This window comes from Pseudomonas donghuensis (assembly GCF_000696345.2).
In the GTDB taxonomy this organism is placed as follows: domain Bacteria; phylum Pseudomonadota; class Gammaproteobacteria; order Pseudomonadales; family Pseudomonadaceae; genus Aquipseudomonas; species Aquipseudomonas donghuensis.
This window is the reverse complement of sequence record NZ_CP071706.1, coordinates 5198569-5217587: the sequence shown is the minus strand read 5'-3', so window position 1 is coordinate 5217587 and position 19019 is coordinate 5198569. Positions and strand designations below refer to the sequence as shown.

The 19019-nt window shown below is 57.0% G+C and carries 15 protein-coding genes and 1 tRNA gene; all 16 read left to right on the top strand.

Going from position 1 to position 19019, the window contains the following annotated elements:
* Positions 1–44: 44 nt before the first annotated feature.
* The 16 genes from tuf (BV82_RS24270) to rplC all read left to right on the top strand — a co-directional run bounded on the left by tuf (BV82_RS24270) (position 45) and on the right by rplC (position 19017).
* Entirely contained in the window at positions 45–1238 is a 1194-nt protein-coding gene (gene tuf, locus BV82_RS24270) for an elongation factor Tu (RefSeq protein WP_010220292.1), read from the top strand.
* 53 nt (positions 1239–1291) lie between these two features.
* Positions 1292–1367 (top strand) — tRNA-Trp (locus BV82_RS24265).
* Positions 1368–1412: 45 nt separating this feature from the next.
* Positions 1413–1781 (top strand): preprotein translocase subunit SecE, encoded by a 369-nt coding sequence (gene secE / locus BV82_RS24260; RefSeq protein WP_010220293.1) that lies wholly within the window; start codon positions 1413–1415, stop codon positions 1779–1781.
* Positions 1782–1790: 9 nt separating this feature from the next.
* Positions 1791–2324, top strand: a complete 534-nt coding sequence (nusG, locus tag BV82_RS24255; RefSeq protein ID WP_010220294.1) for a transcription termination/antitermination protein NusG — start codon at positions 1791–1793, stop codon at positions 2322–2324.
* Between the two features lie 119 nt (positions 2325–2443).
* The gene (gene rplK, locus BV82_RS24250; RefSeq protein ID WP_010220295.1) at positions 2444–2875 is read left to right on the top strand and encodes a 50S ribosomal protein L11; all 432 of its coding nucleotides are present in this window, start codon (positions 2444–2446) and stop codon (positions 2873–2875) included.
* Positions 2875–3570 carry a 50S ribosomal protein L1 gene (rplA, locus tag BV82_RS24245; protein ID WP_010220296.1) on the top strand — a complete coding sequence of 232 codons (696 nt, stop codon included), beginning with the start codon at positions 2875–2877 and terminating at the stop codon, positions 3568–3570. The genes rplK and rplA overlap by 1 nt, the downstream gene beginning before the upstream one ends.
* Positions 3571–3770: 200 nt before the next feature.
* Complete coding sequence (gene rplJ / locus BV82_RS24240; RefSeq protein ID WP_010220297.1) at positions 3771–4271, top strand: 50S ribosomal protein L10; 501 nt, start codon at positions 3771–3773, stop codon at positions 4269–4271.
* 78 nt (positions 4272–4349) lie between these two features.
* A complete protein-coding gene (gene rplL / locus BV82_RS24235; RefSeq protein ID WP_007957596.1) occupies positions 4350–4715 on the top strand; it encodes a 50S ribosomal protein L7/L12 in 366 nt (121 codons plus the stop codon).
* Between the two features lie 219 nt (positions 4716–4934).
* A complete protein-coding gene (gene rpoB, locus BV82_RS24230) occupies positions 4935–9008 on the top strand; it encodes a DNA-directed RNA polymerase subunit beta (RefSeq protein ID WP_010220300.1) in 4074 nt (1357 codons plus the stop codon).
* Between the two features lie 64 nt (positions 9009–9072).
* Complete coding sequence (rpoC, locus tag BV82_RS24225; RefSeq protein WP_010220301.1) at positions 9073–13272, top strand: DNA-directed RNA polymerase subunit beta'; 4200 nt, start codon at positions 9073–9075, stop codon at positions 13270–13272.
* 210 nt (positions 13273–13482) lie between these two features.
* Complete coding sequence (gene rpsL / locus BV82_RS24220; protein WP_003186084.1) at positions 13483–13854, top strand: 30S ribosomal protein S12; 372 nt, start codon at positions 13483–13485, stop codon at positions 13852–13854.
* Positions 13855–13974: 120 nt separating this feature from the next.
* The gene (rpsG, locus tag BV82_RS24215) at positions 13975–14445 is read left to right on the top strand and encodes a 30S ribosomal protein S7 (RefSeq protein ID WP_008089143.1); all 471 of its coding nucleotides are present in this window, start codon (positions 13975–13977) and stop codon (positions 14443–14445) included.
* Between the two features lie 30 nt (positions 14446–14475).
* On the top strand, positions 14476–16623 hold the full coding sequence (gene fusA, locus BV82_RS24210) for an elongation factor G (RefSeq protein WP_010220302.1): 2148 nt from the start codon (positions 14476–14478) through the stop codon (positions 16621–16623).
* Positions 16624–16653: 30 nt separating this feature from the next.
* A complete protein-coding gene (tuf, locus tag BV82_RS24205; RefSeq protein ID WP_010220303.1) occupies positions 16654–17847 on the top strand; it encodes an elongation factor Tu in 1194 nt (397 codons plus the stop codon).
* A gap of 142 nt (positions 17848–17989) precedes the next feature.
* Positions 17990–18301: a 30S ribosomal protein S10 gene (gene rpsJ / locus BV82_RS24200; RefSeq protein ID WP_003186070.1), complete on the top strand. Its 312-nt coding sequence runs from the start codon at positions 17990–17992 to the stop codon at positions 18299–18301.
* Positions 18302–18381: 80 nt separating this feature from the next.
* Complete coding sequence (rplC, locus tag BV82_RS24195; RefSeq protein ID WP_010220304.1) at positions 18382–19017, top strand: 50S ribosomal protein L3; 636 nt, start codon at positions 18382–18384, stop codon at positions 19015–19017.
* Positions 19018–19019 lie beyond the last annotated feature (2 nt).

Sequence of the window (19019 nt, the reverse complement as noted above, 5' to 3'; positions counted from 1 at the left end):
GGTCTGTTTGATCTGCTTATTACTTCTACCGGGGGACAGTCTCGATGGCTAAGGAAAAGTTCGAACGTAACAAGCCGCACGTAAACGTTGGCACCATTGGTCACGTTGACCATGGCAAGACTACGTTGACTGCCGCGCTGACTCGCGTTTGCTCCGAAGTTTTCGGTTCGGCCAAGGTCGACTTCGACAAGATCGATAGCGCCCCGGAAGAGAAGGCTCGTGGTATTACCATTAATACCGCGCACGTTGAGTATGATTCGAACATTCGTCACTATGCTCACGTTGACTGCCCTGGTCACGCTGACTATGTGAAGAACATGATTACCGGTGCCGCCCAGATGGATGGCGCGATCCTGGTTTGCTCGGCCGCTGATGGTCCGATGCCGCAAACCCGTGAGCATATCCTGTTGTCCCGCCAGGTTGGCGTTCCCTACATCGTGGTCTTCCTGAACAAGGCTGACCTGGTAGACGATGCCGAGCTGCTGGAGCTGGTCGAGATGGAAGTTCGCGACCTGCTGAGCACCTATGACTTCCCTGGCGATGACACTCCGATCATCATTGGTTCGGCGCGTATGGCCCTGGAAGGCAAAGACGACAACGAAATGGGTACCACCGCTGTCAAAAAGCTGGTTGAGACTCTGGATAGCTACATCCCAGAGCCTGAGCGCGCTATCGACAAGCCGTTCCTGATGCCGATCGAAGACGTATTCTCGATCTCGGGTCGTGGCACCGTTGTTACCGGTCGTATCGAGCGTGGTGTTGTTAACGTTCAGGATCCGCTGGAAATCGTCGGTCTGCGTGATACTCAAACCACTACCTGTACTGGTGTTGAGATGTTCCGCAAGCTGCTCGATCAGGGTCGTGCTGGCGAGAACTGTGGCGTGCTGCTGCGTGGCACCAAGCGTGACGACGTCGAGCGTGGTCAGGTCCTGGTCAAGCCGGGTTCGGTCAAGCCGCACACCAAGTTCACTGCAGAAGTTTACGTTCTGAGCAAGGAAGAAGGCGGTCGTCACACTCCGTTCTTCAAAGGCTACCGTCCGCAGTTCTACTTCCGTACGACTGACGTTACCGGTAACTGCGAATTGCCAGAAGGCGTCGAAATGGTAATGCCGGGCGATAACGTTCAAATGACCGTTACCCTGATCAAAACCATTGCGATGGAAGATGGCCTGCGTTTCGCCATTCGTGAAGGCGGTCGTACCGTCGGCGCTGGTGTCGTAGCTAAAGTTATCGAATAAGTAGTTGATTTCTCTCGATCAGGCCGGCATAATGGTCGGCCTGATAAGCTTTTAGGTCAGTAGCTCAATTGGCAGAGCGACGGTCTCCAAAACCGTAGGTTGGGGGTTCGATTCCCTCCTGACCTGCCAGATTCACCTCGTGTGTCTGGCTTTCTTTTCACAGGATTTTCCTAGATGACTCCCAAGGCTGAAGCCCAAGACTCTCGTTTTGATCTGCTCAAGTGGCTGGCTGTTGTCGCTTTGGTAGTCGTTGGTGTTGTGGGTAATCACTATTACTCCGCCTCGCCGGTTCTGTACCGCGTACTCGCACTTCTTGTCTTTGCTGCTGTAGCTGGCTTCGTTGCCCTGCAGACCGCCAAAGGCAAGTCGTTCTTTGCGCTGGCAAAGGAAGCTCGCACCGAGATTCGTAAAGTCGTATGGCCAACCCGCCAAGAAACCACGCAGACCACACTCATCGTAGTGGCGGTTGTCCTGGTGATGGCGTTGCTGCTGTGGGGTCTCGACTCCCTGCTCGGTTGGTTGATTTCCTTGATTGTTGGCTAAGGGTGTCCCGTGGCTAAGCGTTGGTACGTTGTGCATGCTTACTCGGGTTACGAGAAGCATGTCATGCGCTCGCTGATCGAGCGCGTAAAGCTGGCTGGCATGGAAGATGGCTTCGGCGAAATTCTGGTCCCCACTGAAGAAGTGGTTGAGATGCGCAATGGCCAGAAGCGCAAAAGCGAGCGTAAGTTCTTCCCAGGTTATGTGCTGGTCCAGATGGACATGAACGAAGGGACTTGGCACTTGGTCAAGGATACCCCTCGCGTCATGGGCTTCATCGGTGGTACTGCAGACAAGCCTGCGCCAATCACCGACAAAGAAGCCGAGGCCATTCTGCGTCGCGTTGCCGATGGCAGCGACAAGCCGAAGCCGAAGACGCTGTTCGAGCCGGGCGAAGTGGTCCGCGTTATCGACGGTCCGTTTGCTGATTTCAACGGTACCGTTGAAGAAGTTAACTACGAGAAGAGCCGGATCCAAGTGGCCGTGCTTATTTTCGGTCGCTCTACCCCGGTAGAGCTCGAGTTCAGCCAGGTCGAGAAGGTCTAGCCGAACAAAGCATCCCATACCCCGCAGCCCTATGTGCTGCGGGGTTTTGTCGTCACTGGGATAAAACGCAAGTCATCCGGGGAGCCTTCTGGCGTTCGTACCCGATATTGGAGTAGCTCATGGCTAAGAAGATTCAGGCTTACATCAAGCTGCAAGTAAAGGCCGGCCAGGCCAACCCAAGCCCACCCGTTGGTCCAGCACTGGGTCAACACGGTGTGAACATCATGGAATTCTGCAAGGCCTTCAACGCCCGTACTCAGGGTCAAGAAGCCGGCCTGCCGACTCCTGTGATCATCACTGTTTACAGTGACCGCAGCTTCACCTTCGAAACCAAAAGCACCCCTGCTTCGGTTCTGCTGAAGAAAGCAGCTGGCCTGACCAGCGGTTCTGCACGTCCGAACACCGTTAAAGTCGGTACTGTGACCCGTGCTCAGCTGGAAGAGATCGCAAAAACCAAAAATGCTGATCTGACCGCTGCTGACATGGATGCGGCCGTGCGTACCATCGCCGGTTCCGCTCGCAGCATGGGCCTCAACGTGGAGGGTGTGTAATGGCTAAGCTGACCAAGCGCCAAAAAGCCATTGCTTCGAAAATCGAAGCAGGCAAAGTCTACAACTTCGAAGAAGCAGCAGTACTGCTGGCCGAACTGTCCACCGTGAAGTTCAGCGAATCCTTCGACGTTGCTGTCAACCTCGGTGTTGACCCACGTAAATCCGACCAGGTCGTTCGTAGCGCTACCGTGCTGCCACACGGCACTGGCAAGACCGTACGTGTAGCTGTCTTCACCCAGGGTCCTGCTGCTGAAGCCGCTCTGGCTGCTGGCGCTGACCGCGTTGGTATGGACGATCTGGCTGCCGAAATGAAAGGCGGCGACCTGAACTATGACGTCGTTATTGCTTCCCCGGACGCAATGCGTGTTGTAGGTCAGCTGGGTCAGGTTCTGGGTCCTCGCGGCCTGATGCCTAACCCGAAAGTCGGTACCGTAACTCCAGACGTAGCCACCGCGGTTAAGAACGCCAAGGCTGGTCAGGTTCGTTATCGCACCGACAAAAACGGCATCATCCACACCTCCGTTGGCAAAGTCGGCTTTGAAGCTGGCAAGCTGAAGGAAAACGTTGAAGCCCTGATCGCTGATCTGAAGCGTATCAAGCCAGCTTCCTCGAAAGGTATCTACGTCAAGCGCGTTACCCTGAGCACCACCATGGGCCCAGGTCTGGTCATCGACCAGAGCTCGCTGAGCGCGTAAGACAAAGCCCGGTGCGAGCGATCGCGCCAGGTTGAAAAAATTGGGGTCCCTGCCTGGCGGGGGCTATCCAAGACCGTAGGCGGCGCAAGCCTTAAACCTCAAGCCTACGCAGATGGTGCTCCCGGTTCCTTACCGAATCAGACACCAAAACGACATCCGGCTTCGGCCAGATGAAACGGTAACAAGCAGGAGTTAAACCCGTGGCAATTAAACTCGAAGACAAGAAGGCCATCGTCGCTGAAGTCAACGAGGCTGCCAAAGTCGCTCTGTCCGCTGTCGTGGCTGATGCCCGTGGTGTGACTGTAGGCGCAATGACCGGACTCCGTAAAGAGGCTCGTGAAGCTGGCGTATACGTACGTGTCGTACGTAACACCCTGCTCAAGCGCGCTGTTGCTGACACTGAATTCAGTGTCCTCAACGACGCCTTCACCGGCCCGACCCTGATCGCTTTCTCCAACGAACACCCGGGCGCTGCTGCTCGTCTGTTCAAAGAGTTCGCCAAGGGTCAGGACAAGTTCGAGATCAAGGCAGCTGCGTTTGATGGCAAGTTCCTTGCCGCTAACCAGATCGACGTGTTGGCTACCCTGCCGACCCGCGACGAGGCCATTGCGAAGCTGATGAGCGTGATCCAAGGCGCTACCAGCAAGCTGGCTCGTACCCTGGCAGCCGTTCGCGACCAGAAAGAAGCTGCTGCTGCCTAAGGCACCGCAAGCCCTTTCAAAATCATATGTTTAATTTGATGGCTGCGTAAGCTGTCACCCCAATACAGGATTCAAGTCATGTCTCTGACTAACGAACAAATCATCGAAGCAATCGGCCAGAAAACCGTTCTGGAAGTTGTTGAGCTGATCAAAGCAATGGAAGAAACCTTCGGTGTTACCGCTGCTGTTGCCGCTGCTGGCCCAGCTGCTGCCGCTGCCGTTGTTGAAGAACAAACCGAATTCAACGTTGTTCTGGTTGAAGCCGGCGAGAAGAAAGTCAACGTGATCAAGGCCGTTCGTGAACTGACCGGTCTGGGCCTGAAAGAAGCCAAAGAGAAAGTTGACGGCGCTCCTCAGGTTGTCGCTGAAGGCGTTTCGAAAGAAGCCGCTGAAGACGCCAAGAAGAAGCTGGAAGAAGCAGGCGCTAAAGTCGAACTCAAGTAATTTCGACTTTGCGACTCCAGCCCGAGCGCTAAGCAAACGGCTGATGGCTGGTGGCTCTTGCCACCGGCCTTTTTCCGTTATTGGCAGCTGACCAGGTCGGCGCCGATAACGAGCTGCAACCGCCAATGATGGTGGCGCAAACCAAGGGGTTTGCACGATTTTCTGGCTGCTCCCGTCGGGAGAAGCCAAACAAGCAGGTGACCAAGCTGGGGAACGCTGATGGCTTACTCATACACTGAGAAAAAACGTATCCGCAAGGACTTTAGCAAGTTGCCGGACGTCATGGATGTGCCTTACCTCCTGGCCATCCAGCTGGATTCGTATCGTGAATTCTTGCAAGCGGGAGCGACCAAAGATCAGTTCCGCGACGTGGGCCTGCATGCGGCCTTCAAATCGGTTTTCCCGATCATCAGCTACTCCGGCAATGCTGCCCTGGAGTACGTTGGCTATCGTCTGGGCGAACCGGCTTTTGATGTCAAAGAATGCGTACTGCGTGGCGTGACCTACGCGGTTCCGCTGCGGGTAAAAGTCCGCCTGATCATTTTCGACAAAGAATCGTCGAACAAAGCGATCAAGGACATCAAAGAGCAAGAAGTCTACATGGGTGAAATCCCCCTGATGACTGAAAACGGTACCTTCGTAATCAACGGTACCGAGCGTGTTATCGTTTCCCAGCTGCACCGTTCGCCGGGCGTGTTCTTCGATCACGACCGCGGCAAGACGCACAGCTCTGGCAAACTGCTGTACTCGGCGCGGATCATTCCTTACCGCGGCTCGTGGCTGGACTTCGAATTCGATCCGAAAGACTGTGTATTCGTCCGTATCGACCGTCGTCGCAAGCTGCCTGCATCGGTTCTGCTGCGCGCCCTGGGCTACAGCACTGAAGAAGTGCTGGACGCTTTCTACACCACCAACGTCTTCCACGTGTCGGGCGAGAAGCTCAGCCTGGAGCTGGTGCCTCAGCGCCTGCGTGGTGAAGTTGCGGTCATGGACATCCACGACGAAACCGGCAAGGTCATCGTCGAGCAAGGTCGTCGTATCACCGCTCGCCACATCAACCAGCTGGAAAAAGCTGGCGTCAAGCAGTTGGACGTGCCGCTGGAATACGTCCTGGGCCGCACTACCGCCAAGGCGATCGTGCACCCGGCTACCGGCGAGATCCTGGCTGAGTGCAACACCGAGCTGAGCACCGACGTCCTGGTGAAAATCGCCAAGGCCCAGGTTGTTCGCATCGAGACCCTGTACACCAACGACATCGACTGCGGTCCGTTCATCTCGGATACCCTGAAGATCGACTCCACCAGCAACCAATTGGAAGCGCTGGTCGAGATCTATCGCATGATGCGTCCTGGCGAGCCGCCAACCAAGGATGCCGCCGAGACCCTGTTCAACAACCTGTTCTTCAGCGCCGAGCGTTACGACCTGTCGGCCGTTGGCCGCATGAAGTTCAACCGTCGTATCGGTCGCACCGAGATCGAAGGTTCGGGCGTGCTGAGCAAGGAAGATATCGTCGAGGTCCTCAAGACCCTGGTCGACATCCGTAACGGCAAAGGCATCGTCGACGACATCGACCACCTGGGTAACCGTCGCGTCCGTTGTGTTGGCGAGATGGCCGAAAACCAGTTCCGCGTTGGCCTGGTGCGTGTAGAACGCGCGGTCAAAGAGCGTCTGTCGATGGCTGAAAGCGAAGGCCTGATGCCTCAGGACCTGATCAACGCCAAGCCGGTTGCGGCGGCGGTGAAAGAGTTCTTCGGCTCCAGCCAGCTCTCGCAGTTCATGGACCAGAACAACCCGCTGTCCGAGATCACCCACAAGCGTCGTGTCTCCGCACTCGGCCCTGGTGGTCTGACCCGTGAGCGCGCAGGCTTCGAAGTCCGTGACGTACACCCGACCCACTACGGCCGTGTGTGCCCGATCGAGACCCCTGAAGGTCCGAACATCGGTCTGATCAACTCCCTGGCTGCGTACGCTCGCACCAACCAGTACGGCTTCCTGGAAAGCCCGTACCGCGTGGTGAAAGAGGGCGTGGTTACCGACGACATCGTGTTCCTGTCGGCGATCGAAGAAGCTGATCACGTCATCGCCCAGGCTTCGGCCACGATGAACGAGAAGAAGCACCTGATCGACGAACTGGTAGCTGTTCGTCACCTGAACGAATTCACCGTCAAGGCGCCAGAAGACGTCACCCTGATGGACGTTTCGCCCAAGCAGGTAGTTTCGGTCGCAGCGTCGCTGATTCCGTTCCTCGAGCACGACGACGCCAACCGTGCGTTGATGGGTTCGAACATGCAGCGTCAGGCTGTACCAACCCTGCGTGCCGACAAGCCGCTGGTCGGTACCGGCATGGAGCGCAACGTTGCCCGTGACTCCGGCGTTTGCGTCGTAGCTCGTCGTGGTGGCGTGATCGACTCCGTCGATGCCAGCCGTATCGTGGTTCGTGTTGCCGATGACGAAGTTGAAACCGGTGAAGCCGGTGTCGACATCTACAACCTGACCAAATACACCCGTTCGAACCAGAACACCTGCATCAACCAGCGTCCGCTGGTGAACAAGGGTGACGCGGTTCAGCGTGGCGACATCATGGCCGACGGCCCGTCCACCGACATGGGTGAGCTGGCACTGGGTCAGAACATGCGCATCGCGTTCATGGCATGGAACGGCTTCAACTTCGAAGACTCCATCTGCCTGTCCGAGCGTGTGGTTCAGGAAGACCGCTTCACCACGATCCACATCCAGGAACTGACCTGTGTGGCCCGTGACACCAAGCTTGGCCCAGAGGAAATCACCGCGGATATCCCGAACGTCGGTGAAGCTGCGCTGAACAAGCTGGACGAAGCCGGTATCGTTTATGTGGGTGCTGAAGTTGGCGCCGGCGACATCCTGGTCGGCAAGGTCACGCCAAAAGGCGAAACCCAGCTGACGCCGGAAGAAAAACTGCTGCGTGCGATCTTCGGTGAGAAGGCCAGCGACGTTAAAGACACCTCCCTGCGCGTGCCTACCGGCACCAAAGGTACCGTCATCGACGTACAGGTCTTCACCCGTGATGGCGTCGAGCGCGATAGCCGTGCGCTGTCCATCGAGAAGATGCAGCTGGACGAGATCCGCAAGGACCTCAACGAAGAGTTCCGCATCGTCGAAGGCGCAACCTTCGAGCGTCTGCGTTCGGCTCTGAACGGTCAGGTTGTCGACGGTGGTGCAGGCCTGAAAAAAGGCACTGTGATCACCAACGAAGTCCTCGACGGTCTGGAGCACGGCCAGTGGTTCAAACTGCGCATGGCCGAAGACGCGCTGAACGAGCAGCTCGAGAAGGCCCAGGCCTACATCGTTGATCGTCGCCGTCTGCTGGACGACAAGTTCGAAGACAAGAAACGCAAGCTGCAGCAGGGCGATGACCTGGCACCGGGCGTACTGAAGATCGTCAAGGTCTACCTGGCAATCCGTCGTCGCATCCAGCCGGGCGACAAGATGGCCGGTCGTCACGGTAACAAAGGTGTGGTCTCGGTGATCATGCCGGTCGAAGACATGCCGCACGACGCCAACGGTACTCCGGTCGACGTGGTACTCAACCCACTGGGTGTACCATCGCGTATGAACGTTGGTCAGATCCTCGAAACCCACCTGGGCCTGGCGGCCAAGGGTCTGGGCGAGAAGATCAACCGCATGCTCGAAGAGCAGCGCAAGGTCATCGAGCTGCGCAAGTTCCTCACCGAGATCTACAACGAAATCGGTGGTCGTCAGGAGCAACTGGAGACCTTCTCCGACCAGGAAATCCTGGACCTGGCGAACAACCTCAAAGGCGGTGTGCCAATGGCCACTCCAGTCTTCGACGGTGCCAAGGAAAGCGAGATCAAGGCCATGCTGAAACTGGCAGATATGCCAGAAAGCGGTCAGATGCAGCTGTTCGACGGTCGTACTGGTAACAAGTTCGAGCGTCATGTGACCGTTGGTTACATGTACATGCTCAAGCTGAACCACTTGGTGGACGACAAGATGCACGCGCGTTCCACTGGTTCTTACAGCCTGGTTACCCAGCAGCCGCTGGGTGGTAAGGCGCAGTTCGGTGGTCAGCGTTTCGGGGAGATGGAAGTGTGGGCGCTGGAAGCATACGGCGCGGCATACACCCTGCAAGAAATGCTCACAGTGAAGTCGGACGATGTGAACGGTCGGACCAAGATGTACAAAAACATCGTGGACGGCGATCACCGTATGGAGCCGGGCATGCCCGAGTCCTTCAACGTGTTGATCAAAGAGATCCGTTCGCTCGGTATCGATATCGATCTGGAAACCGAATAACACGTGACGCGAATCGGGAGCGTGGCTGAAAAGCCCGCTCCCTGCTCCGCCAGGAGGAAAGGCCTTGAAAGACCTACTGAATTTGCTGAAAAACCAGGGTCAAGTCGAAGAGTTCGACGCCATCCGTATCGGATTGGCCTCGCCTGAGATGATCCGTTCGTGGTCGTTCGGTGAAGTTAAAAAGCCGGAAACCATCAACTACCGTACGTTCAAACCTGAGCGTGACGGCCTGTTCTGCGCCAAGATTTTTGGCCCAGTCAAGGACTACGAGTGCCTGTGCGGTAAGTACAAGCGCCTGAAACACCGCGGTGTGATCTGCGAGAAGTGCGGCGTTGAAGTCGCCCTGGCCAAGGTGCGTCGTGAGCGCATGGCGCACATCGAACTCGCTTCGCCGGTTGCCCACATCTGGTTCCTGAAGTCGCTGCCGTCCCGTATCGGCTTGCTGATGGACATGACCCTGCGTGATATCGAACGCGTTCTCTACTTCGAGAGCTATGTCGTTATCGACCCGGGCATGACCACCCTGGAAAAAGGCCAGCTGCTCAACGACGAGCAGTACTTCGAAGCGCTGGAAGAGTTCGGCGATGACTTCGACGCCCGCATGGGTGCCGAGGCTGTCCGCGAGCTGCTGCACGCTATCGACCTGGAGCACGAGATTGGTCGCCTGCGCGAAGAGATTCCGCAGACCAACTCGGAAACCAAGATCAAGAAGCTGTCCAAGCGTCTGAAACTGATGGAAGCCTTCCAGGGCTCGGGCAACCTGCCTGAGTGGATGGTCCTGACCGTTCTGCCGGTTCTGCCGCCAGACCTGCGTCCATTGGTTCCGCTGGATGGCGGTCGCTTCGCGACTTCCGACCTGAACGACCTGTATCGTCGGGTGATCAACCGTAACAACCGTCTGAAGCGCCTGCTCGACCTGTCCGCGCCGGACATCATCGTGCGCAACGAAAAGCGCATGCTGCAGGAAGCGGTCGACGCCTTGCTGGATAACGGCCGTCGCGGTCGTGCCATCACCGGTTCGAACAAGCGTCCTCTGAAATCCCTGGCCGACATGATCAAGGGTAAGCAAGGTCGTTTCCGTCAGAACTTGCTCGGTAAGCGTGTTGACTACTCCGGCCGTTCGGTAATTACCGTAGGTCCGACCCTGCGTCTGCACCAGTGCGGTCTGCCGAAGAAGATGGCTCTCGAGCTGTTCAAGCCGTTCATTTTCGGCAAGCTGGAAATGCGTGGTCTGGCGACCACCATCAAGGCCGCCAAGAAGATGGTCGAGCGCGAGCTGCCAGAGGTTTGGGACGTTCTCGCCGAAGTGATTCGCGAACACCCCGTACTGCTCAACCGTGCACCGACCCTTCACCGTCTGGGTATCCAGGCCTTTGAACCGGTACTGATCGAAGGTAAGGCTATCCAGCTGCACCCGCTGGTCTGTGCTGCGTACAACGCCGACTTCGACGGTGACCAGATGGCCGTTCACGTGCCGCTGACGCTGGAAGCCCAGCTTGAAGCACGCGCGCTGATGATGTCGACCAACAACATTCTGTCGCCAGCCAACGGTGAGCCAATCATCGTTCCGTCGCAGGACGTTGTACTGGGTCTGTACTACATGACCCGTGAAGCCATCAACGCCAAGGGCGAAGGTCGCGTATTCGCCGACCTGCAGGAAGTCGACCGCGTATTCCGCGCCGGCGAAGCTGCCCTGCACGCCAAGATCAAGGTTCGTATCAACGAAACCGTTAACGATCGTGATGGCGGCAGCGTCAAGAACACCCGTATCGTCGACACCACTGTCGGCCGTGCGCTGCTGTTCCAGGTTGTACCACCAGGTCTGTCGTACGACGTGGTCAACCAGCCAATGAAGAAAAAGGCGATCTCCAAGCTGATCAACCAGTGCTACCGCGTGGTTGGTCTGAAAGAGACCGTGATCTTCGCTGACCAGCTGATGTACACCGGTTTTGCCTACTCGACCATCTCCGGCGTTTCCATCGGTGTTAACGACTTCGTTATCCCGGATGAAAAAGCCCGCATCATCGGTACCGCTACCGACGAAGTGAAAGAGATCGAGAGCCAGTACGCCTCCGGCCTGGTAACCCAGGGCGAGAAGTACAACAAAGTCATCGACTTGTGGTCCAAGGCGAACGACGAAGTCTCCAAGGCGATGATGGCCAACCTCTCGAAAGAGAAAGTCATCGACCGCAATGGCGACGAAGTCGAGCAAGAGTCCTTCAACTCGATGTACATGATGGCTGACTCCGGTGCCCGGGGTTCGGCAGCTCAGATTCGTCAGCTGGCTGGTATGCGTGGTCTGATGGCCAAACCGGACGGCTCGATCATCGAGACGCCGATCACCGCGAACTTCCGTGAAGGTCTGAGCGTACTCCAGTACTTCATCTCGACTCACGGTGCTCGTAAGGGTCTGGCGGATACCGCGTTGAAAACCGCGAACTCCGGTTACCTGACTCGTCGTCTGGTAGACGTAGCCCAGGATCTGGTGGTTACCGAGATCGACTGCGGCACCGAGCAAGGCCTGCTGATGACGCCGCACATTGAAGGCGGCGACGTTGTAGAGCCTCTGGGTGAGCGTGTACTGGGTCGTGTTATCGCCCGTGACGTGTTCAAGCCAGGCACCGACGACGTTATCGTTCCGGCCGGTACCCTGGTCGACGAGAAGTGGGTCGAGTTCATCGAGCTGAACAGCATCGACGAAGTGATCGTGCGTTCGCCAATCAGCTGCGAAACCCGCTACGGCATCTGCGCCAAGTGCTACGGTCGCGACCTGGCTCGCGGTCACCAGGTGAACATCGGTGAAGCAGTCGGCGTTATCGCTGCCCAGTCGATCGGTGAGCCGGGTACCCAGCTGACCATGCGTACGTTCCACATCGGTGGTGCTGCAAGCCGGACCTCGGCTGCCGACAGCGTCCAGGTGAAGAACGGCGGTATGGTTCGCCTGCACAACCTGAAACAGGTTGAGCGTGCCGACGGTAACCTGGTTGCCGTATCGCGTTCCGGTGAGTTGGCGATTGCCGACGAATTCGGTCGTGAGCGTGAGCGCTACAAGCTGCCTTACGGTGCAGTGATTTCGGTGAAGGAAGGCGACAAGGTCGACGCTGGCGCAATCGTCGCCAAGTGGGACCCGCACACCCACCCGATCGTTACCGAAATGAAAGGTACCGTGACCTTCGTGGGCATGGAAGAAGGCATCACCATCAAGCGTCAGACTGACGAATTGACTGGTTTGACCAACATTGAAGTTCTGGACGTCAAAGACCGTCCGGCTGCAGGTAAGGAAATCCGTCCTGCAATCAAGATGGTCGACGCCAACGGCAAGGATCTGCTGCTGCCAGGTACCGACGTACCGGCTCAGTACTTCCTGCCGGCCAACGCCCTGGTTGGTGTGGCTGACGGTGCCCAGATCGGCGTCGGTGACGTTATCGCGCGTATCCCGCAAGAAACGTCGAAGACCCGTGACATCACCGGTGGTCTGCCACGGGTTGCCGACTTGTTCGAAGCCCGTCGTCCGAAAGAAGCCTCGATTCTGGCTGAAGTCAGCGGCACCATCGCCTTCGGTAAAGAGACCAAGGGCAAGCGCCGTCTGGTCATCACCCCGAACGACGGTAGCGATCCGTACGAAGAGCTGATTCCGAAGTGGCGTCACCTGAACGTCTTCGAAGGCGAACAAGTGAACCGCGGCGAAGTTATCTCCGACGGTCCGAGCGATCCGCACGACATCCTGCGTCTGCTGGGTGTCAGCGCGCTGGCCAAGTACATCGTCAACGAGATTCAGGACGTTTACCGTCTGCAAGGCGTTAAGATCAACGACAAGCACATCGAAACCATCCTGCGTCAGATGCTGCGCAAGGTCGAGATTGCCGAGTCGGGTGACTCCAGCTTCATCAAGGGCGACCAGATGGAGCTGACCCAGGTACTGGTAGAGAACGAGCGCCTTGGCGCGGAAGACAAGTTTGTCTCCAAGTTCACTCGCGTACTGCTGGGTATCACCAAGGCCTCGCTGTCCACCGAATCGTTCATCTCGGCGGCTTCCTTCCAGGAAACCACCCGCGTACTGACCGAAGCGGCGGTAACCGGCAAGCGCGATTACCTGCGCGGCCTGAAAGAAAACGTGGTCGTGGGTCGTCTGATCCCGGCCGGTACCGGTCTGGCCTACCACAGCGAGCGCAAGCGTCGCCGTGATGCCGACAAGCCGCTGCGCGTAAGTGCCAGTGAGGTGGAAGCCGCACTGACCGAAGCGCTGAATTCCAGCGGTAACTGAAAGTAGGATAGGGCCCCGGCAAACCTGTTTTGGCCATCGGCGACATAATTTGTTGCCGATGATCGGAAGGGGAGGGCCGGGGCCTTGTCTTGACTGGGGGCAAGATCCTCTTTAGACTCTTGTACCCCTAAATTTGGTGGGACTCCGTCCTGCCAATTTTTGCTTTTCTTGCAAGACAATAGCGTCGCAAGACAACAGTGGAGCTAGTAGATGGCAACTATCAACCAGCTGGTACGTCAGCCGCGTAAGCGTATCGTCGAGAAATCCGACGTTCCTGCGCTGCAGAACTGCCCGCAACGTCGTGGCGTGTGCACCCGTGTGTACACCACCACGCCGAAAAAACCTAACTCGGCACTGCGTAAAGTTTGCCGTGTGCGTCTGACCAACGGTTTCGAGGTTTCCTCGTACATCGGTGGTGAAGGCCACAACCTGCAAGAGCACAGCGTCGTCCTGATCCGTGGCGGCCGTGTAAAAGACTTGCCAGGTGTTCGTTACCACACCGTTCGCGGCTCCCTGGATACCTCCGGCGTCAAAGGTCGTAACCAAGGTCGTTCGAAGTACGGTACCAAGCGTCCGAAGTAATCGGCCGTTTGCAGCAGTTTGCAGTTATTCATTTTATTGAGTCGATAAGAGTAAGGTCGGGCACGCACCCTTAGGGGGCACTGTCCCGGGCTAACCTGAAGACCGTTTGAGGGCTTATCAATGCCAAGACGTCGTGTAGCAGCCAAGCGTGAGATTCTGGACGATCCAAAATACGGAAGCCAGATCCTCGCCAAGTTCATGAACCACGTGATGGAAAGCGGCAAGAAGGCCGTTGCCGAGCGTATCGTTTACGGTGCGCTGGACAAGGTCAAAGAACGCAAGAACAGCGATCCCCTGGAAATCTTCGAGAAAGCTCTCGACGCCATCGCTCCGCTGGTCGAAGTTAAGTCGCGCCGTGTTGGCGGTGCCACTTACCAGGTTCCTGTTGAAGTTCGTCCATCCCGTCGTAACGCCCTGGCAATGCGCTGGTTGGTAGACTACGCCCGCAAGCGTGGCGAGAAGTCCATGGCTCTGCGCCTGGCCGGCGAGCTGCTGGATGCTGCTGAAGGCAAAGGTGCTGCAGTCAAGAAGCGTGAAGACGTACACCGTATGGCCGAAGCCAACAAAGCGTTCTCGCACTACCGCTTCTAATTCTGGCATCACTATTTTTGCGAGGGCTCTATGGCTCGTACTACACCAATCAACCGCTACCGTAACATCGGTATTTGCGCGCACGTTGACGCGGGCAAAACTACCACTACCGAGCGGATCCTGTTCTACACAGGCCTGAGCCACAAGATGGGCGAGGTGCATGACGGCGCCGCGACCACCGACTGGATGGTGCAGGAGCAGGAGCGGGGTATTACCATTACCTCCGCTGCTGTCACCACCTTCTGGCAGGGTTCCCGTGGCCAGTACGACAACTACCGCGTAAACGTCATCGATACCCCCGGCCACGTTGACTTCACCATTGAAGTAGAACGTTCGCTGCGCGTACTCGACGGCGCGGTCGTTGTTTTCTGCGGCACCTCCGGCGTTGAGCCACAGTCCGAAACCGTATGGCGTCAAGCCAACAAGTACGGCGTTCCACGTGTTGTTTACGTGAACAAGATGGACCGTGCCGGTGCCAACTTCCTGCGCGTCGTAGGTCAGATCAAGAACCGTCTGGGTCACACCCCGGTTCCTGTTCAGCTGGCTATCGGTTCGGAAGATAACTTCCAGGGTCAGGTCGACCTGATCAAGATGAAGGCTATCTACTGGAACGAAGACGACAAAGGCACTACCTACCGTGAGGAAGAGATTCCTGCGGACATGCTCGAGCTGGCCGAAGAATGGCGCGCGAACATGGTAGAAGCTGCTGCCGAAGCCAACGAAGAGCTGATGAACAAGTACCTTGAAGAAGGTGAGCTGTCGGTCGAAGAAATCAAAGCCGGTCTGCGTGCGCGCACCCTGGCCAGCGAGATCGTTCCGGCTGTCTGCGGTTCTTCGTTCAAGAACAAGGGCGTTCCCCTGGTTCTCGACGCCGTCATCGACTTCCTGCCTGCTCCGACCGAAATCCCGGCGATCAAGGGTATCCACCCTGATCTGATCGAGAAGCCGAAAGACGAGCTGGTTGACGCCGACTACGACGAGCGTCATGCAGACGACAACGAGCCGTTCTCGGCTCTGGCGTTCAAGATTGCCACCGACCCGTTCGTGGGTACTCTGACCTTCGTCCGCGTTTACTCGGGTATGCTGCAGTCCGGCGACTCCGTGATCAACTCGGTCAAGGGCAAGAAAGAACGCGTTGGTCGTATGGTGCAGATGCACGCCAACCAGCGTGAAGAAATCAAAGAAGTACTGGCAGGCGACATCGCTGCTCTGATCGGCATGAAGGACGTCACCACTGGTGACACCCTGTGCAACGCCGACAAGCCGATCATCCTCGAGCGTATGGACTTCCCGGAGCCTGTGATTTCGGTAGCTGTTGAGCCGAAGACCAAGCAAGACCAGGAGAAGATGGGTATCGCACTGGGCAAACTGGCTCAGGAAGACCCGTCGTTCCGCGTCAAAACCGACGAAGAAACCGGCCAGACCATTATCTCCGGTATGGGTGAGCTTCACCTGGACATCCTCGTTGACCGCATGAAGCGCGAGTTCAACGTCGAAGCCAACATTGGTAAGCCACAGGTTTCGTACCGCGAGCAGATCACCAAGGACAACGTCGAGATCGAAGGTAAGTTCGTTCGTCAGTCCGGTGGTCGCGGTCAGTTCGGTCACTGCTGGATTCGCTTCTCGCAGCCATCAGTGGACGCCCAGGGCAACATCACCGAAGGCCTGGAATTCACCAACGAGGTTGTAGGTGGTGTGGTTCCTAAGGAATACATCCCGGCGATCCAGAAGGGTATCGAAGAGCAGATGAAGAACGGCATCGTTGCCGGCTATCCGCTGATCGGCCTGAAGGCAACCGTGTTTGATGGTTCCTACCACGACGTCGACTCCAACGAGATGGCGTTCAAGGTGGCGGCCTCCATGGCGACCAAGCAACTCGCAGCCAAAGGCGGCGGTAAAGTGCTTGAGCCGATCATGAAGGTAGAAGTTGTGACCCCTGAGGACTACATGGGTGACGTGATGGGTGACCTGAACCGTCGTCGTGGTCTGATCCAGGGTATGGAAGATTCGGTGTCCGGCAAGGTTGTCCGTGCTGAAGTTCCGCTCGGAGAAATGTTCGGTTATGCGACCGACGTTCGTTCCATGTCTCAGGGTCGCGCGAGCTACTCCATGGAATTCTCCAAATACGCCGAAGCTCCGTCGAATATCGTCGAAGCACTCGTTAAAAAACAAGGCTAATCCAGCCCTTTAGGCAAGAGGTTCACTGTCGTGGCTAAAGAAAAATTTGATCGTTCCCTTCCGCACGTCAACGTTGGCACCATCGGTCACGTTGACCACGGTAAAACCACTCTGACCGCAGCTCTGACTCGCGTCTGCTCCGAAGTTTTCGGTTCGGCCGTCGTCGAATTCGACAAGATCGACAGCGCTCCAGAAGAGAAAGCTCGCGGTATCACCATCAACACCGCGCACGTCGAGTACAACTCGAACATTCGTCACTACGCTCACGTTGACTGCCCAGGTCACGCTGACTACGTGAAGAACATGATCACCGGTGCTGCCCAGATGGACGGCGCGATCCTGGTTTGCTCGGCCGCCGATGGTCCGATGCCACAAACCCGTGAGCACATCCTGCTGTCCCGTCAGGTTGGCGTTCCGTACATCGTGGTCTTCCTGAACAAGGCTGACCTGGTAGACGACGCTGAGCTGCTGGAACTGGTCGAGATGGAAGTTCGCGACCTGCTGTCCACCTACGACTTCCCAGGCGACGACACTCCGATCATCATCGGTTCGGCTCGTATGGCCCTGGAAGGCAAAGACGACAACGAAATGGGCACCACCGCTGTCAAGAAGCTGGTTGAGACTCTGGACAGCTACATCCCAGAGCCTGAGCGCGCTATCGACAAGCCGTTCCTGATGCCAATCGAAGACGTATTCTCGATCTCGGGTCGTGGTACCGTTGTTACCGGTCGTATCGAGCGTGGTATCGTCCGCGTTCAAGACGCTCTGGAAATCGTTGGTCTGCGTGACACCACCACCACCACCTGCACCGGTGTTGAGATGTTCCGCAAGCTGCTGGACGAAGGTCGTGCTGGCGAGAACTGCGGCGTGCTGCTGCGCGGCACCAAGCGTGACGACGTTGAGCGTGGCCAGGTTCTGGTCAAGCCAGGTTCGGTCAAGCCGCACACCAAGTTCACCGCAGAAGTTTACGTTCTGAGCAAAGAAGAAGGCGGCCGTCACACTCCGTTCTTCAAAGGCTACCGTCCACAGTTCTACTTCCGTACTACTGACGTGACTGGTAACTGCGAGCTGCCAGAAGGCGTTGAAATGGTAATGCCAGGTGACAACATTCAAATGACTGTTACCCTGATCAAAACCATCGCGATGGAAGACGGTCTGCGTTTCGCTATCCGTGAAGGCGGTCGTACCGTCGGCGCCGGCGTCGTAGCCAAAATCATCGAGTAATCGTTGATCGCTTAAAAAGGCCCCCGCTCAGCGGGGGCTTTTTTATTGGGTTGACACTCGGTGGGGCCCTCTATAGAATCACGCCTCCTTTTAACGGGCGTAGTGCGCCCGGTGGGAATAGCAGCCTGGAGTCTGAAATCCAATGCAAAATCAGCAAATCCGTATCAGGTTGAAGGCTTTTGACCATCGCCTGATCGACCAATCCACCCAGGAAATCGTGGAAACCGCGAAACGTACTGGTGCTCAAGTGCGTGGTCCAATTCCACTGCCTACCCGTAAAGAGCGGTTCACCGTTCTGGTCTCTCCGCACGTCAACAAAGACGCGCGTGACCAGTACGAGATCCGTACTCATAAGCGCGTTCTGGACATCGTCCAGCCAACGGATAAAACCGTTGATGCTCTTATGAAGCTTGATCTTGCGGCCGGTGTGGAAGTGCAGATCAGCCTCGGCTAAGACTCGGTCTTAGTCGTGTAACGCTCTGAAATGGGCGGCCATAGCGGGTGAAAGCCCCGTACACTCATGAGGTTTACAACATGACTATTGGTGTAGTCGGTCGTAAATGCGGTATGACCCGTATTTTCACCGAAGAAGGTGTCTCCATTCCGGTCACGGTCATTGAGATCGAGCCGAATCGCGTCACCCAGTTCAAAACTGAAGAAACCGATGGCTATCGTGCAGTGCAAGTCACTGTCGGTGAGCGTCGCGCTTCGCGCGTGACTGCTGCTCAAGCAGGTCACTTCGCTAAAGCGAACGTTGCCGCGGGTCGCGGTGTCTGGGAATTCCGCCTTGAAGAAGGTGAGTTCCAGGCCGGTGATTCGATCAACGCTGAAATCTTCGCTGCAGGTCAGCTGGTAGACGTTACCGGCCAGTCCAAGGGTAAAGGCTTTGCCGGTACCATCAAGCGTTGGAATTTCCGCGGTCAAGATAACACCCACGGTAACTCCGTCTCCCACCGCGTCCCGGGCTCTATCGGCCAGTGCCAGACTCCTGGTCGTGTATTCAAGGGCAAGAAAATGTCCGGTCACATGGGCGCCGAGCGCGTGACCGTTCAGTCCCTCGAAGTAGTGCGCGTCGACGCTGAACGCAATCTGTTGCTGGTCAAGGGTGCCGTTCCAGGCGCAACTGGCAGCGATCTGGTTGTGCGTCCGGCTGCCAAGGCTCGCGGTTAAGG